This window comes from Neomelitea salexigens DSM 19753, from assembly GCF_000422345.1.
GTDB lineage: Bacteria > Pseudomonadota > Gammaproteobacteria > Pseudomonadales > Spongiibacteraceae > Spongiibacter > Spongiibacter marinus_A.
Genome location: NZ_AULP01000002.1, coordinates 494,840 through 509,946 on the forward strand (window position 1 = coordinate 494,840; position 15,107 = coordinate 509,946).

Sequence of the window (15,107 nt, forward strand, 5' to 3'; positions counted from 1 at the left end):
GATCACCGCAATGGGCTACCGCGCCGAGAACTACACCCGCCGCTTTGAGGGTCATCAACCTCAGTTGGAAGAAGGGGTATTTATCGACCCCAGTGCCGTTGTCATTGGTGATGTCCACATTGGCCGCGACAGCTCCATTTGGCCGCAAAGCACCGTTCGCGGCGATATGCATTGCATTCATATCGGCGAGCGCTGCAGCATTCAAGACAACAGCGTGTTACACATCACCCATGCCGGCCCCTACAACCCCGACGGTTATCCTCTGCGCATTGGCGACGACGTGACCGTTGCCCACAGCGTGACGCTGCACGGGTGCGAAATTGGCAGTCGAGTATTGATTGGTATGGGAAGCATCGTCATGGACGGCGCAATTATCGAAGACGATGTTGTGGTAGCTGCCAACAGCCTGGTGCCACCAGGTAAGCGGCTTGCCAGTGGCCACCTCTATGTCGGCAGCCCCGCTAAAGCTGCCCGGCCGCTGAGTGAAAAGGAAATGCGCTATTTCTGCTACAGCTCGGCGAACTACAGCAAGCTAAAAGATCGCCACATCGCTGAATTAGAAACTGATAGCGCCGGTGTCGACGAGTAGATAAGCCAGATAGCCAAGGTATACCGTCAACAGCAGTCCGCCCTCGTAGCGGCGGATTTCCGGGGCCCGACGCGGGCCGAAGGCAACGAGGTAGAAGCCCGCTGTTAGCATCAACATCAGCGGGTAATCGCGGTCGACGATCGCCATATCAATGACGCCGGGCGCAATCACACCGGGCAGCGCCATCACCCCCAGCAGGTTAAACAGATTGGAGCCGATCACATTGCCAATGGCGATGTCATGCTCGCCCTTACGTGCCGCGGCGACTGACGCCGCCAACTCGGGCAAACTGGTACCAATGGCCACCACTGTTAGGCCGATCACCAAATCGCTAACACCGAATATCTGCGCCAATTCCACCGCTGACCACACCAGCATGCGCGCCGATGCCATCAGTAAAATTAGGCCGACTAGCAGCCAGCCCAGGGCGACGGGCAGCGACATATCCTTGGGAATTTCTTCGGCGTACTCGGCCTCCAAGGCATCGCCGCGGCTGTGCTTGGCTTCCCACAGTTGCCGCAACACTACCGCTAGAAACCCGCCCAGTAGTATGCAGCCATCCGTAAATCCGAGCTCACCATCGCGCAGCAAAAAATAGCCGCCCAGCATCACCAGCAGTAGCAGGGGAATTTCTCGGGTTATCAACTTGCTTTGCACACGCAGCGGGATGTACAGCGCCGTCAGGCCGAGAATCAGCGCGATATTTGTGATATTCGAGCCCAGCGCGTTCCCCACCGACAGCCCCGACTGGCCGTCGGCAGCGGCCATTGCCGAGACCAGCATTTCCGGTGCAGAGGTACCAATCCCCACCACCAAAATACCTACCACCAGGGTCGACACACCCAAAATCGACGCCGTCGCCGACGCGCCGATAACAAACCTGTCGGCACTCCATACCAGAATAACCAAACCAAGAATGAGGGTTGTCAGAATCAACAGCATACAAGAAGGGCCCGCAAAGCGATTTTCAGTGAGAAAGGGATTGGCGAATCAACTCAATGACTGGCCGTGTATCAGGGCGAACGCCTCGCCAAATGCAGAATGACTCCGCGGCCTGCTCGACCAACATGCCCAGCCCGTCTGATACCGCCCAGGCTGCTTCAGCAGCCGCCCAGCGCATGAACGGGGTGGGCTCAGCGCCGTACATCATATCGTAGGCACTGCCTTCATTGCTGAGTATGTGGGAGGGCAGCGGCGGCAAATCGCCACTCAAACTGGCGCTGGTACCATTGATAATTATATCGAACTGGCGGCCCGGCAAGGCTTCGAAAGGCTGCCCACTCACGGGCCCCAGTTCAGCAAACAACTCGGCCAGGGCCTCGGCTTTTTCCAGGGTGCGGTTCGCAACCACCAATTCCTCGGGGCGCTGTTTTAACAGCGGGCCGAGTATTCCCCGCACTGCACCGCCGGCGCCAAGCACCAAAATTCGCTTACCCGCCAGTGACCAGCCGAGGTTGTCATTGATATCGCGCACCATACCCACGCCGTCGGTATTGTCGCCGTAGATACGGCCATCCTCGCCACGCGCCAGCGTATTCACGGCACCGGCGCGGCGCGCACGGCCACTGAGCTCGTCGGCAAATTCGAAGGCATCCAGCTTGAAGGGCACGGTGATATTTAGCCCGCGGCCACCATTGCGAAAGAACTCCGATGCCACTTCGGCAAAACGCCCCAGCTCAACCTTATGCGCCCGATAGTGCAGTGCCTGCCCGGTTTGCTCGGCAAACGCCGCGTGAATTTGCGGGGAACGACTGTGTTTTATGGGGTTACCAAATACGGCGTACTGATCCACTGCATCCATCATTACTGGGCCAACCAATCCCGAGGGGGCAAAAACTGCGTGTACAGCGCTTGCTCGGCGCTGCCTTCGTCTGGCTGCCAATTGTACTCCCATCGCACCAGCGGTGGCAGTGACATCAGAATAGACTCGGTGCGGCCACCGCTTTGCAAACCAAACAAGGTGCCACGGTCAAAAACCAGATTGAACTCTACATAGCGGCCTCGACGATAGAGCTGGAACGCTCGTTCGCGCTCTCCCCAGGGCGTGTCACGGCGGCGCTCCAGGATGGGGAGATAGGCATCCGTGTACGAATTCCCCACGGCCTGCATAAAGGCGAAGCAGCGATCGAAGCCGCCCTCGTTAAGGTCGTCGAAAAATAAGCCACCAACGCCGCGCGCCTCGTCGCGGTGCTTCAGGTAAAAATAGTCATCACACCACTGTTTATAGCGGGGATAAACGTCGTCGCCAAACGGCTTGCAAGCGTCAAAGGCCACTTGGTGCCAATGTACGCAGTCCTCTTCAAAACCGTAGTAGGGCGTTAAGTCATACCCACCACCAAACCACCAAACCGGCTCTTCTCCGGCTTTTTCTGCCACAAAAAATCGCACATTGGCATGGCTGGTTGGCAAATAGGGGTTGAGGGGATGAATAACCAGCGACACCCCCATCGCCTGGTAGCTGCGCCCCGCCAGTTCAGGCCGGTGCGCCGTTGCACTGGCGGGCATCGAGTCGCCTTGCACGTGGGAGAAGTTTACCCCGCCTTTTTCGATCAGGGCGCCGTCGGTCATCACTCGACTGCGACCCCGCTCCCACTTGTCTTCGACAAAGCGGGCACCGCCATCGCATTGCTCAATGGCGGCGCAAATTTGGTCTTGCAGGTCCAGGAGATACTGCTTAACGGCGGCGATATCGATAGTGCTCATGTGATGCTCCTAGGCTGAACGCAGCGTGTCGCCGCTAAGCGCATCGCGAATACAGCTGGGTTGACGGCGGCCACCTAGGCGACCGGGCAAATAGTAGTTTACGGCGCCGGCAAAATACCGCTCTGCCTGTTGTTGGCTGCGAGCAGGCTCCAGTGATGCCGGGTTAGCGGAGGTAGACACCAAACATCCACCCACGGCCTTGCACAAGGCAGCGGTGAGGGGGTGGTCAGTCACTCTTACCGCGACGCTGCTGAAGCGCCCCCTCACCCAGCTGGGAGCAAACTCTTCATCGGGAATCACCCAGGTATAGGGGCCTGGCCAGCTCTCTAATACCGCTTCGCGCCGCGAGGCAGGCAGCGGCGCCAACAAGGCTTGAAGGCGATCGACGCTATCGGTAACCAGCAATAGGCCTTTTTCGGGGTCGCGCCGCTTTAAGGTGCAAATCCGCGCCACAGCCGCGGCATTCTCTGGCACACATGCCAGCCCCCAGACAGCTTCGGTGGGGTGACAAACCACACCACCGGCACGCAGTAGGTCGGCAGCATAGCGCAATCGATAACGGGATAGTTCTGTCATGATAAGCAAGACCCTGCACAGGCAAAGGCCAGCAGTGGGTCGCCGGCAGCGGAAGACGCGGCAAAAGTACCCAAAGGCGAACGGCTTTGCAACTTAGCGGCAGCGTTGCCAACCACCGCTACACTGCTCAACCCAGCCCGCCAGCTCTAATTCGCCCAGCGCGCTAAGTAACTCCGTTACCGGCATTGTGCTGCGCGCGACCAGTTGATCGAGGGTAAGTGGCGCAAATTCCAACAGCGCCAGCAACGCAGGCGGCTCAGCCTCAGGGCTCTCCAATACAGCACCAGCGAGCCCCGGCGGCAAGCAGGGGAGTTCTTCGACGATGTCCTCTAAGGTCTCGACCAACTTTGCCCCCTGGCGAATCAAGGCGTTGCAACCGCGGCTGGCTGGACTGTGTATCGAGCCAGGCAGGGCAAACACCTCGCGGTTCTGCTCTAAGGCCTGGCGCGCAGTGATTAGCGAACCGCTTTTGATTGCCGCTTCGATGACCAAAACCCCCAAGCTCATCCCGCTGATAATGCGATTTCTACGCGGGAATTGATGGGGCAGGGGCGGGCTGCCCAGAGGGTACTCGGAAAGCACAAGCCCGCCCTCAACCATCGCGTCATAGAGCGCCTTGTTGCGTCGCGGATAGCAGATGTCCACTCCGCAGCCCAACACCGCTACAGACGCTGCCGCTTCCTGCATGGCGCCGGCGTGGGCCGCGCCATCGACCCCCATTGCCATGCCGCTAACCACCGTGATGCCATGCGCAGACAAGGCCTGGGCAAAGGCATGCGCGTCTTGCTCGCCACGGCGGCTGGCGCGACGGCTCCCCACCACCGCAATCATAATGCTCTGCAGCAACTCTCGCCGCCCCCTCATAAACACTATTGGTGGTGGGTCGACGATCTCGCTTAGGAGCAAGGGGTAGTCTTCATCGGTCAGGCAAACCAACTCGCAATGAGCGTGCTGCTCCGCCAGTGCGGCGAGGGCATTGCTATCGCTTAATACCCCGGCGATACGATCGCGCATCGGCGCGCTAAGCAGCTGTTCACTGCGAGCCTCTTCGCCGTAGCGCTGCACCACAAACTGCTGAACCTCGTCCGCAGAAATTTCCGCCAAGCGACGGGGTTGTCCTGCCAGGCTCATTAAGGCGCGCAGTTGTGCGGGGGGAATAGTCAACTGCTGCTGAATCAGCAGCCAAAGAAGGGCATCAGCGTCCATGGTCTGCATCCTTGCCGACAATGGCCCGCGCAGCGCAAGGCTACGCGGGGGGAGTATTTAGGGGTTACGAACTTTGTCGCCAACCTTTAAGGTTTGCTCGGCCTTAAGTACCAGCGCATAGCTAACTTTATCGAACACGCGGAACACCATCAGAATTCCCGCGCGCACGTCTGGTGCCTGCAGGCGTTCACCCGTCAGGGGATCGCGAACCATCACGCCCGTGGTGTAAATCGCCATGACATCGCCGGCTTCGATCGCATTTCGCTCACCGAGATTCAAGGTCACCACATCCATACTGCCAATTTGGGTCAAACCACCCTCGACAGCAATGATTGACCCGCGAGTGTCTTGGTCCGGGGCCTGAGGCTCAAAGCGCGCGGTGAGCTGTCGTGACTCCAGCGGTAAAAACCGGTCGGCACGGCGAATTTCTTGCGTGCTGCGATTCAGTGCCAAGGTGGAGATATCGCCCTCGGTGTGCAGTAGGTGGGCGGTTCCGATGTCGATCGCCTCAATCCCCAGCAGCTCGCGGCTGCGCGGATCCACATATACTTTACCCCGGCGGTAAATACCGAAGTTTTTGGCATCCTCAAAATCGCCGCGACCCAAAATTTCATCACCTGCACCTGCGACGATATTGCCACGCTTACCTGCCAACACGTAGGGCGCCGACTCAAGCTCGCCCTCGTCGACAACGCGGCTGCGCGTTAAGAAGGGAGCAATCACATCCAAGGGGATCGCGGGAATCGCATCGCTGACATCGGAGATCCGCATCTGCGGCGTCAATTTCACCACCGTGTCGCGCGGCTCAGAGTTGCGAACCAGTACCGGCTTGCCGTCCACCCACATCAACTTAAGCAGGTCACCGGGGTAGATAAGATGAGGGTTTTCAACCTGGGGGTTGTAGTACCACAGCTCGGGCCACAACCAGGGGTCATCGAGGAACATCGCCGAGATATCCCACAGAGTATCCCCTCGTTTCACCACGTAGGTTTGAGGGTGACCAGCTTTCAGTGACAAAACATCACCCGCATGGGCAGCGCTCAGTAGCGCACAAAACAACAAGCCCAGCACAGTTTTTCTCATAACACTTTCCTTCAAGCGACCTCAGCAAGGGGGTAGCACCCTGGTCGTTCGCGACAATCAGGCATTTCCGCCGTTCTCACGGTATAATAGTCGGCCGTCGCGGCGACTGCATATTGTTATCGTTGTAAAAAGCAGAAGGCGTTGCCACCCTATCCGATACACGGCTCTGCAATTGCGAATACTCTTTATAGTAGCAATAGTTGGGCAACATACACGACAACTTGGTCACAATCATTTATGGCTGTACTAGAGATTCTCGAATTTCCCGATCCGCGCCTGCGCACCGTCGCCAAACCCGTGGAAAACGTCGACGACCGCATTCGCAAGATTATCGACGATATGTTCGACACCATGTACGAGGCGCCGGGCATCGGTCTGGCGGCCAGCCAGGTGGATATACACGAGCAGATCGTCGTCATTGACGTGAGCGAAGACCGCAGCGAACCGCTGGTGTTCATCAACCCGGAAATTACCGTTCTCGATGAAGAAATCTTCCAGTACGACGAGGGCTGCCTGTCTGTGCCTGGCTTCTATGAAACCGTCGAGCGCCCCCGCCACGTTCGCGTGAAGGCCCTGGATCGCAACGGCGACGTTTTTGAAATGGAGCCCGAGGGACTGCTGGCGGTATGTATTCAGCATGAGAACGACCACCTGCTGGGCAAGTTATTTGTCGACTACCTGTCGCCGCTTAAGCGCAACCGCATTCGCGGAAAGCTGGAAAAACAACACAAACGCAAGGCATAGGAGACGGCAGTGGCCGCCACTTCACAAAAGCTGGTATTTGCCGGCACCCCGGAATTTGCAGCGCAACATTTGAAGGCACTGCTGGACGACGGCCACCACGACATCGTTGCGGTATACACCCAACCTGACCGGCCAGCGGGCCGCGGTAAAAAGCCCCGACCCAGCCCCGTTAAACAACTTGCCGAGCAGGCCGGAATCACCGTTTACCAGCCGCTCAACTTTAAAGACCAGGCCGACCGCGACGCTCTGGCCGCCCTCGGCGCCGACCTAATGATAGTGGTCGCCTATGGGCTGATCCTGCCGCAAGCGGTCTTGGATATACCGCGACTGGGCTGCGTAAATGTTCACGCCTCCCTGCTGCCACGCTGGCGCGGTGCCGCCCCCATCCAGCGGGCCATTGAAGCAGGCGACAGCGAGACTGGCGTTACCATTATGCAAATGGCCGCTGGCTTGGATACCGGCGACATGCTGCGTAAAGTGCACTGCGACATTGGCCCCCACGACACCAGCGCCAGTCTCCACAACCGCTTGGCTGAGATGGGTGGACCGGCCCTGATAGACGCCATAAACCAGCTGGCCAGCGGTACCGCTCAGCCTGAAGTGCAGGATGACGCACTGAGCAATTACGCCGCCAAGATCGACAAGCAAGAAGGCGAGATCAACTGGCAGCGCAGTGCCGCTGAAATAGATCGTCAGATTCGCGCATTTATTCCCTTCCCCGTTTGCTACACCAGCGTCGGTGAAGACCGTTTGCGCGTATGGCAGGCGGAGCCGACCTCTGGTGATGGGTCGCCGGGGGAAATACTCAGCTGTGACAAGCACGGCATCGTCATCGCCTGTGGCGAGGGCGCCCTGCGACTTCTCTCACTGCAACTCCCCAATGCGCGCCAAATGGCTGTCGCCGATGTTCTCAATGGTCACGCTGCGCGCTTCTCGGTAGGCACCGTTTTGGGTGCGACATGAGCTGCCCTCGCGTTGCCGCGGCGCGCTGCCTCGTCGCCGTCGTCGAGGGTCAGTCACTGAGCCGCCAAATTCCCCTGCAGGAAAAGTCCCTGCCGGAAAAGCAACGGCCACTCTATCGCGAACTTTGCTACGGCACGCTGCGGCGCTACTGGCAGCTCGATGCCGCGCTGAAGCCCTGCTTTAGCAAGGGCTTGAAGCGCAAAGACAGCGATATACGGATGCTGATTTACATCGGCGCCTACCAGTTATTTTTTACTCGCATTCCTCCCCACGCAGCCATCAGCAGCGCCGTCGAGGCCTGTAAAACGCTGAAGAAGAAATGGGCGGCCGGGCTGTGTAATGCCATTTTGCGCCGCTGCCAACGCGACGGCGAAGCACTGTTTAAAGACCTGCCTGCCGACGCGGCGAGCGCTCATCCCACCTGGTTGTATAAAGCGATAACGCGCGCCTGGCCCGAGCAGGCCAGCGCCGTGTTCGAGGCAAATAACAACCACCCGCCAATGTGCCTGCGCGTCAACCAACAGCAACAGAGCCGCGAAGCCTATTTGGCGAAACTTAATGCCGTCGATATTGACGCCACCGCCTGCCAATACGCGCCTATGGGCCTGCGCCTCAGCAGCCCCTGTGGTGTAGAAGCCCTGCCCGATTTTTTTGCAGGCGCGGTGTCGGTGCAAGATGAGGCCGCCCAGCTGTGTACCCACTTACTCGAGCTGCAACCGGGCCAACGCGTGCTCGATGCCTGCGCCGCCCCCGGCGGTAAAAGCGGCGCCATTTTGGAGGCGGAAACGGCGCTACAGCAACTGGTAGCCCTGGATATTGATGAGGGCCGCTTAGAGCGCGTGGCCAACAATCTGCAGCGCCTGGGGCTTCGCGCCCACTACCAAGTGGCGGATGCCGCCGCCCCCCAAGCCTGGTGGGATGACCGCCCCTTCGATCGCATTTTGCTTGACGCCCCCTGCAGCGCCACCGGTGTGTTGCGCCGCAACCCCGATATTCGCTTGCACCGTCGCGCCAGTGATATTCCCGAGTTGGTTAGCTTGCAGCGCCGCATTCTGGATGCCATGTGGCAGTGCCTGGCACCGGGAGGCATTTTGGTTTACGCCACCTGCTCGGTACTGCCAGAAGAGAATGAGCAACAGATCGCGGACTTTTTGCAACGCCACGACGACGCCCACAGCGCCGCATTGGATGTGGCGTGGGGCATAGATAGAAAAGTCGGCCGCCAGCTACTCCCTTCAAATGAGGGTGCCGACGGCTTCTTCTACGCTAAGCTAGTAAAAGCATCGGCAACAGGGCATTAACCCTTGAGCCCGAGCGGCTAAACAACGCACAATTGGCGCATATTCTGCGGCGGCGACAAAACAGACATGAAAATCATTATTCTCGGTGCCGGCCAAGTCGGCGGCACACTGGCTGCCAACCTAGCCAGTGAGCACAACGATATTACCGTTGTCGACCAAGATCAGGATCGTTTGCGAGAGCTGCAAGACCGGCTGGACATCGGCACGGTGTGCGGCTCAGCCTCCCACCCGGACATACTTGACCGCGCCGGGGCAGAAGACGCAGACCTGCTGATCGCCGTAACCAGCAGCGATGAAATCAATATGGTCGCCTGCCAAGTTGCCGCAACGCTTTATCGCACACCGACGAAAATCTCGCGCATACGCTCTAGCTCCTATACCAGCCAGTCAAAATTGTTCGGCAGCGACGCCATCCCCATCGATGTTTTTATCAGCCCGGAAGAGCTGGTTTGCCGCTATATAAAACGCCTGCTCCAGTACCCCGGCGCCCTGCAGGTACTGGACTTCGCCGACGGCAAGGTGCAGTTGGTCGCCGTTAAGGCCTATTACGGCGGCCCGCTGGTTGGCAACGAGTTGGCAACAATCCGCGAGCACATGCCGCAGATCGACACGCGTGTGGCGGCAATCTTCCGTCGCGGGAATGCCATTGTCCCCAGCGGTACAACCGTTGTTGAAGCGGGTGATGAAGTATTTTTTATCGCCGCCAAGAAGAACGTCATGCCGGTAATGAGCGAGCTGCGACGAGTAGATACGCGCTACAAACGCCTGATTATCGCCGGCGGCGGCAACATTGGTGAGCGTTTGGCCAGTGCCGTCGAAAGCCGCTACAACGTAAAAATTATCGAGCGCAGCTACAACCGCTGCCGTACGCTATCCGAGCAGTTGCGCAAGGCCATCGTGCTGCACGGCAGCGCCTCAGACCACGAGTTGCTCGCCCAGGAAAATATCGAAGAAACTGATGTTTTTCTGGCCCTGACCAATGACGACGAGGCCAACATTATGTCGTCGCTGCTGGCCAAGCGCATGGGCGCGAAAAAAGTCGTCACCCTGATCACCAACCCGGCCTATGTGGATCTGGTGCAGGGCGGCGAGATCGACATAGCAATTTCCCCCCAGCAAATTACCATCGGCAGCCTCCTTACCCACGTTCGTCGCGGGGATATTTACAACGTTCACTCACTGCGGCGCGGCGCGGCGGAGGCGTTGGAAATTATTGCCCACGGTGACAGCCGCTCCTCGAAAGTAGTGGGCCGACGGCTAGACGAAATAGACCTGCCCGAAGGCGTGACCATTGGCGCCATCGTTCGCGGTGACGAGGTGCTTATCGCCCACAGCCACCTAACGGTAGCCAGTGAAGACCACCTGATCCTGTTCCTGGTGGACAAAAGCAAAATTAAGGCGGTGGAAAAGCTATTCTCCGTCGGCTTCACCTTCTTCTAAACGAGACCGCGCATGCACCTGATCACGATAAGTCGCATTATCGGCATGTTGCTCATGGTATTTAGCCTGACCATGGCGCTGCCCGCTGCGCTGGCGGCGATCTATCAAGACGGTGCGCTGCACGCCTTCGGCTACGCCTTTGCACTCACCTTTAGCGTCGGACTGCTGCTGTGGCTGATCAGCCAGGGCAAGCAGCCCGACCTCGGTATTCGCGATGGCTTTTTGGTGGTATCGCTATTCTGGACGGTATTGGGCGTTTTCGGCTCGCTGCCGTTTTTTCTGGCGGACAATCCGGGCCTATCCTTTAGTGCCGCAGTGTTCGAGTCGATCTCGGGGCTAACCACCACCGGGGCGACGGTGATTGTCGGCATCGATGAACTGCCGGTGTCGGTATTGTTCTATCGTCAGTTTCTCCAGTGGCTGGGGGGCATCGGTATCATCGTTATCGCCGTGGCGATCCTGCCAATACTCGGCATCGGGGGCATGCAGCTCTACCGCGCGGAAACACCCGGGCCGGTAAAGGATAACAAGCTGACGCCACGTATTACCGGCACCGCGAAAGTGTTGTTCCTGATGTATGTGGCGCTAACGGCAAGCTGCGGACTGGCATACTGGCTGGCGGGAATGACGCCCTTCGACGCGATCTGTCACGCTTTCTCCACCGTGGCCATCGGCGGCTTTTCAACCCACGATGCCAGCATGGGTTTTTTCGACAGCCCGTTAATTTTGATGATTTGCAGCGTGTTCATGCTGTTGTCCGGGATGAGCTTTGCCATCCACTTCCACGCCTGGCGCGCGCGCAGCCCCCGCACCTATTTAATGGACTCCGAAACCAAGTTCTACCTGGGCGTAATAGCGACCGCCACCGTTTCTGTGTGCGGCTACCTATTACTGAGCGGCACCCAAGGCTTGCCCGATAGCGTGGTGAACGGCATTTTCCACACCGTTTCTATCGCGACGACGACAGGGTTTGGCGCCGATGACTTCTCAGTGTGGCCCAGCTTCTTGCCAATCGGCTTGCTGATGCTGTCGTTCATTGGTGGCTGCGCCGGTTCGACTGGCGGTGGTATGAAGGCGGTCAGGATCATGCTGGTCGCCAAACAGGGGATTCGTGAGCTCAAGCAGCTGATTCACCCCAGCGCCGTGATTCCACTGAAGATCGGTTCACAACGCGTAGAGGCGAAGGTTGTCAGCGCGGTGTGGAGTTTTGTCGGCGTGTATTTGATCTCTTTTATGGGCATTACGCTGGCAATGATGGCCTGTGGCCTCGACTTCTTGTCGGCATTCTCGGCAACGGCCGCGTCGATCAATAATATGGGGCCTGGCCTCGGCGAAGTCGCCGCGAATTACAGCACTGTCAGCAACACCGGCAAATGGATTCTCTGCTATGCCATGTTGCTGGGGCGGCTGGAAATATTCACGCTGCTGGTGCTGTTGTTACCGGCTTTTTGGCGCCGCTAATGTCCAGGCAAAAGTGGCAACAACGCTATGCCGATGCCAGACTGCCTCAGCAGCCCTGCTGGCTGCTCAATACCTACAACCACTGGCTGCCTAACGCTGGCTATGGCTTGGATGTCGCCTGCGGCCTGGGTGGCAATGCGGTGGCACTTGCCAAAGCCGGACTGACAGTCGACGCCCTTGACTACGCAGACAACGCCGTAGACAAGCTCAACGACTATGCACGCCGTGAGCAGCTTTCGGTTAGCGCCAAGTGGGGAGACCTGGAGTCGCAGGGCCTCAACGCTGAGCGGCGCTACGATGTCATTGTGGTAAGTTACTATTTGCACCGGCCGCTTTTGGCTCAGCTGGCTGACGCCCTCGCTCCCGGCGGACTATTGTTCTACCAAACCTTTAATTCGCGCCGGCAGACGCTCCGCGGCCCTAGCAACCCGGATTTTTTGCTCAGCGAGGGCGAGCTAAGCCGCGCCTATGCCGACCTCGAAACACTGCTACACCGCGAAGACCTCGACTCGCGAGGCCCCGAACACGCGCTGCAGACTGGCTATATCGGCCGCAAACCCACCACTATTCGCTAAGGCGCAATACCTCAACAGTTTTTTCGGCAATCTCGGCCTCAGTCCACGGGAATTTAATCCAGTTTTTGGCCGAGTAAGCTTCCGTCATATTTTGGTAGTAGGGTGACGCCGGGTCAGTGGATTGCGAATAGGTGATAAAACCCTCGGCTTTAGGCGTGCCCTCAGCGTCCCAGGTCACGGTCTGCACATAGCTGTTGCCGTAGGTGACGTCATACGCACCGTCATCAATGCCTGCCGGGCTACTGGCAATCGTGAATGAGCCTGCAAAACTCTCACCACCAACAATGGGAATTTCCTGCTCGTGGACGCCTGATCGCTGTATATCCCGAATGGCGGCAGTCTCACTTACCCCCGCACTTTGCAGCGCCTGCACAGCATCGGCAAAGGCCCGGGCAATATCCGGATTCAGCACATTGAGGCCGCGAGGGGTGTTCACCGGGTCGTCGGCCGAGAAGGGCGTAGTCCAGCGCAGCGCGGCGGGAATCGAACTGGCGTTAACACCGCGCCAGAACTCGCGCCAAATATGACCGCCGACCGAATCGAGATTGTTTTTGCCATCCCAGGCCGACAGCACTGAGCAGGCCTGACTGATGTCAACGGGTCCGCTGCTGCCGAGCAAGGTCGGCGACTGGCAGTAGCTATCCAACACCGCCTGCTTACCCAGCTCCGCCGAATACACAGCACTGTCGAGCGCCACGGTTTGTAGCAAGTCTGGCGTAAAGCGGTTGCCCGGCAGCGCATCACTGCCTTCTAAGCGACGCTGAACCTGCAGCATGCAAAGTCGCGTTCGCAGCGTGCGCTCGGCGCCTTCATCGCCAATGATGGCAGCAAAGCCAGTCAGTGGTTGCGCTGGGTTGCTCAGCCAGTAACTGTCGTTGCAGTTGTGAACCCAGTCATTGCGCTCCAGCGACGGCAGATTCGCCGGCCCGAAAATACCCGGCGCGGGCGAATCCGCGTCGGTATCCCATTCACAGGCTGCTCGCGACCCATCGAGTATTGGCAAACCTGGCAGCAGCGCCCCCAGCGCCGTTTGCAGAGGCTGGGCGCCACAACTCTGAACCTTGCTGTCGGGCACATTAGGCACCACCGTAATATCGCCATAGTAGGCGGGCTTGCCCGGGCCGGTCGCCGTCGTATTCACCCAAGGCACACCCAGCACACTGCCGTGCAAATCGACAAATTCCTCGTAACTTTGCGCGCGATTCCAGCGGAAGAATTGGTTGATTAGGCGGTTATTCTCAGCGTTCGCATCGCGCAGGGTATAAGCCTTAGCGGGCGACCACTCCAGCACCGGCACGCCGGAAACCGCCAGCTCGAGCATGGGTCCGAAATGCGAGCGGTATAGGGTTCGTGTTTCACTGCCCAGCGTACCGTCACCTTCGAGAATAGGGACGGTTATTTCGCTGGCTTCCATATCGCGAAGCTCCCCCTCGTAGAAGTACTGGGTGGGATCAGCGGGATTCAGAGTAAGCTCATAAAAAGTAAAACGGTATGCGGTAGACACCGTGTGGCTCCAAGCAACATGTTGGTTGAAGCCAATTAACGCCGCAGGAACACCGTAAAGCGACGCCCCCATAATCTCGGCATCGGGCAGTTGCATATGCGCCAGATACAGGCGTTCAGTGCCCTCCCAAGGAAAGTGAGGATTCACTAACAGCATGGATTCATCAGTGCTGGCCTCAGCGCCCAAGGCATACATATTACTGGCAAAAGGCTGCTCACCTGCCAGTGGCATCTCAGAGGGATCCAGTGCAGAGATCGCAGGAATGCTGACAGGAAGTGGCAGGTTATCAGGGGAGGGTGGCGCGGCATTGGCCACCTCGTTCACAAATACCGACGATGACGCCAAAATAGACAAACGGAAATAGCGGCGGTAGAGGTCATCAACCGTGATTTCCGTCAGCCAAGCGGCATCGCGACAGGCGAGGTGGCGACCACTGTGGTCGCCCGACTTCAGCTCGCGCAGGTAGCGGTTATAACCGGCAACAAAGCCGCGCGTTGCCGCGACAACCTCTGGGTCACTGTTTGCCTTGATCGGCGCAATCGCGGCATCAGTCGCCACCGCCCGCCAAAAGAAGTCCGAATCGACATTCGATGCCGTCGAGCCGTTAGGAATAATGGTATAGCTGCCGTCGCGACCGAGGTATTGGGCGCGCTCGCCGCGAATGGTCATCAAATCCTCGGCCAGCACGCAAATATTGTCCTGCGCATGCACATAGCCGTAGCCATAACCCATGCTGGCGTAATTGTCGGCCTTAATATGGGGAATACCGTGCTCGCTGCGCCTCACCTCAACGTCGTACTGCTTAGCCCCGCTCTGACCGCCCCCCGAGCTACTGCCGCTACTTCCGCCGCCGCAGGCGGTGAGCAGAACCACGGCGCTCAATACGGCGCCTTTCATAATTTGATGGGAGTGAATCATCTTTAGCCTCGTTTACAGCAGATTTTTCGTTATTGGGCGACACT

Annotated in this window: 14 protein-coding genes; 7 read left to right on the forward strand and 7 right to left on the reverse strand. The window is 58.4% G+C overall.

All coding sequences use genetic code 11. The annotated features are described in order from the left end of the window. Nucleotides 1–10: 10 nt before the first annotated feature. Nucleotides 11–589, forward strand: coding sequence for a gamma carbonic anhydrase family protein (locus H573_RS0105705; protein ID WP_027873423.1), 579 nt, complete (start codon nt 11–13; stop codon nt 587–589). On the opposite strand, the gene H573_RS0105710 is transcribed toward H573_RS0105705, so the two are convergent. The 6 genes from H573_RS0105710 to H573_RS0105735 all read right to left on the reverse strand — a co-directional run bounded on the left by H573_RS0105710 (nt 557) and on the right by H573_RS0105735 (nt 6,157). Next, nucleotides 557–1,531: a calcium/sodium antiporter gene (locus H573_RS0105710; RefSeq protein WP_027873424.1), complete on the reverse strand. Its 975-nt coding sequence runs from the start codon at nt 1,529–1,531 to the stop codon at nt 557–559. The genes H573_RS0105705 and H573_RS0105710 overlap by 33 nt on opposite strands. A gap of 25 nt (nt 1,532–1,556) precedes the next feature. After that, the gene (gene aroE, locus H573_RS0105715; protein ID WP_027873425.1) at nt 1,557–2,390 is read right to left on the reverse strand and encodes a shikimate dehydrogenase; all 834 of its coding nucleotides are present in this window, start codon (nt 2,388–2,390) and stop codon (nt 1,557–1,559) included. 2 nt (nt 2,391–2,392) lie between these two features. Beyond that, the gene (hemF, locus tag H573_RS0105720) at nt 2,393–3,292 is read right to left on the reverse strand and encodes an oxygen-dependent coproporphyrinogen oxidase (RefSeq protein ID WP_027873426.1); all 900 of its coding nucleotides are present in this window, start codon (nt 3,290–3,292) and stop codon (nt 2,393–2,395) included. Nucleotides 3,293–3,301: 9 nt separating this feature from the next. Continuing rightward, nucleotides 3,302–3,868 carry an L-threonylcarbamoyladenylate synthase type 1 TsaC gene (gene tsaC / locus H573_RS0105725; protein ID WP_036255782.1) on the reverse strand — a complete coding sequence of 189 codons (567 nt, stop codon included), beginning with the start codon at nt 3,866–3,868 and terminating at the stop codon, nt 3,302–3,304. A gap of 93 nt (nt 3,869–3,961) precedes the next feature. After that, complete coding sequence (gene dprA, locus H573_RS0105730; RefSeq protein ID WP_027873428.1) at nt 3,962–5,074, reverse strand: DNA-processing protein DprA; 1,113 nt, start codon at nt 5,072–5,074, stop codon at nt 3,962–3,964. A gap of 57 nt (nt 5,075–5,131) precedes the next feature. Next, the gene (locus H573_RS0105735) at nt 5,132–6,157 is read right to left on the reverse strand and encodes a LysM peptidoglycan-binding domain-containing protein (RefSeq protein WP_027873429.1); all 1,026 of its coding nucleotides are present in this window, start codon (nt 6,155–6,157) and stop codon (nt 5,132–5,134) included. A 237-nt stretch (nt 6,158–6,394) separates the two neighbouring features. On the opposite strand from H573_RS0105735, the gene def reads away from it, so the two are divergent. The 6 genes from def to H573_RS17190 all read left to right on the forward strand — a co-directional run bounded on the left by def (nt 6,395) and on the right by H573_RS17190 (nt 12,641). After that, nucleotides 6,395–6,901 carry a peptide deformylase gene (def, locus tag H573_RS0105740; RefSeq protein ID WP_027873430.1) on the forward strand — a complete coding sequence of 169 codons (507 nt, stop codon included), beginning with the start codon at nt 6,395–6,397 and terminating at the stop codon, nt 6,899–6,901. A 9-nt stretch (nt 6,902–6,910) separates the two neighbouring features. Further along, nucleotides 6,911–7,864, forward strand: coding sequence for a methionyl-tRNA formyltransferase (gene fmt, locus H573_RS0105745; protein ID WP_027873431.1), 954 nt, complete (start codon nt 6,911–6,913; stop codon nt 7,862–7,864). Beyond that, nucleotides 7,861–9,165 (forward strand): 16S rRNA (cytosine(967)-C(5))-methyltransferase RsmB, encoded by a 1,305-nt coding sequence (rsmB, locus tag H573_RS0105750; RefSeq protein ID WP_027873432.1) that lies wholly within the window; start codon nt 7,861–7,863, stop codon nt 9,163–9,165. Before fmt ends, rsmB begins: the two co-directional genes overlap by 4 nt. A gap of 66 nt (nt 9,166–9,231) precedes the next feature. Beyond that, nucleotides 9,232–10,605 (forward strand): Trk system potassium transporter TrkA, encoded by a 1,374-nt coding sequence (gene trkA, locus H573_RS0105755; RefSeq protein WP_027873433.1) that lies wholly within the window; start codon nt 9,232–9,234, stop codon nt 10,603–10,605. 12 nt (nt 10,606–10,617) lie between these two features. After that, a complete protein-coding gene (locus H573_RS0105760; protein ID WP_027873434.1) occupies nt 10,618–12,066 on the forward strand; it encodes a TrkH family potassium uptake protein in 1,449 nt (482 codons plus the stop codon). After that, nucleotides 12,066–12,641, forward strand: a complete 576-nt coding sequence (locus tag H573_RS17190; protein ID WP_051171040.1) for a class I SAM-dependent methyltransferase — start codon at nt 12,066–12,068, stop codon at nt 12,639–12,641. The genes H573_RS0105760 and H573_RS17190 overlap by 1 nt, the downstream gene beginning before the upstream one ends. Here the strand turns inward: H573_RS17190 and H573_RS0105770 are convergent. Then, complete coding sequence (locus tag H573_RS0105770) at nt 12,631–15,063, reverse strand: penicillin acylase family protein (RefSeq protein ID WP_036255785.1); 2,433 nt, start codon at nt 15,061–15,063, stop codon at nt 12,631–12,633. The genes H573_RS17190 and H573_RS0105770 overlap by 11 nt on opposite strands. Nucleotides 15,064–15,107: the final 44 nt, after the last annotated feature.

What these genes read in the sequence shown, in the direction of transcription:
- H573_RS0105705 (WP_027873423.1), top strand. Translation starts at nt 11, where the DNA reads ATGGGCTACCGCGCCGAGAACTACACCCGCCGCTTTGAGGGTCATCAA.
- H573_RS0105710 (WP_027873424.1), bottom strand. Translation starts at nt 1,531, where the DNA reads ATGCTGTTGATTCTGACAACCCTCATTCTTGGTTTGGTTATTCTGGTA.
- aroE (WP_027873425.1), bottom strand. Translation starts at nt 2,390, where the DNA reads ATGGATGCAGTGGATCAGTACGCCGTATTTGGTAACCCCATAAAACAC.
- hemF (WP_027873426.1), bottom strand. Translation starts at nt 3,292, where the DNA reads ATGAGCACTATCGATATCGCCGCCGTTAAGCAGTATCTCCTGGACCTG.
- tsaC (WP_036255782.1), bottom strand. Translation starts at nt 3,868, where the DNA reads ATGACAGAACTATCCCGTTATCGATTGCGCTATGCTGCCGACCTACTG.
- dprA (WP_027873428.1), bottom strand. Translation starts at nt 5,074, where the DNA reads ATGGACGCTGATGCCCTTCTTTGGCTGCTGATTCAGCAGCAGTTGACT.
- H573_RS0105735 (WP_027873429.1), bottom strand. Translation starts at nt 6,157, where the DNA reads ATGAGAAAAACTGTGCTGGGCTTGTTGTTTTGTGCGCTACTGAGCGCT.
- def (WP_027873430.1), top strand. Translation starts at nt 6,395, where the DNA reads ATGGCTGTACTAGAGATTCTCGAATTTCCCGATCCGCGCCTGCGCACC.
- rsmB (WP_027873432.1), top strand. Translation starts at nt 7,861, where the DNA reads ATGAGCTGCCCTCGCGTTGCCGCGGCGCGCTGCCTCGTCGCCGTCGTC.
- trkA (WP_027873433.1), top strand. Translation starts at nt 9,232, where the DNA reads ATGAAAATCATTATTCTCGGTGCCGGCCAAGTCGGCGGCACACTGGCT.
- H573_RS0105760 (WP_027873434.1), top strand. Translation starts at nt 10,618, where the DNA reads ATGCACCTGATCACGATAAGTCGCATTATCGGCATGTTGCTCATGGTA.
- H573_RS17190 (WP_051171040.1), top strand. Translation starts at nt 12,066, where the DNA reads ATGTCCAGGCAAAAGTGGCAACAACGCTATGCCGATGCCAGACTGCCT.
- H573_RS0105770 (WP_036255785.1), bottom strand. Translation starts at nt 15,063, where the DNA reads ATGATTCACTCCCATCAAATTATGAAAGGCGCCGTATTGAGCGCCGTG.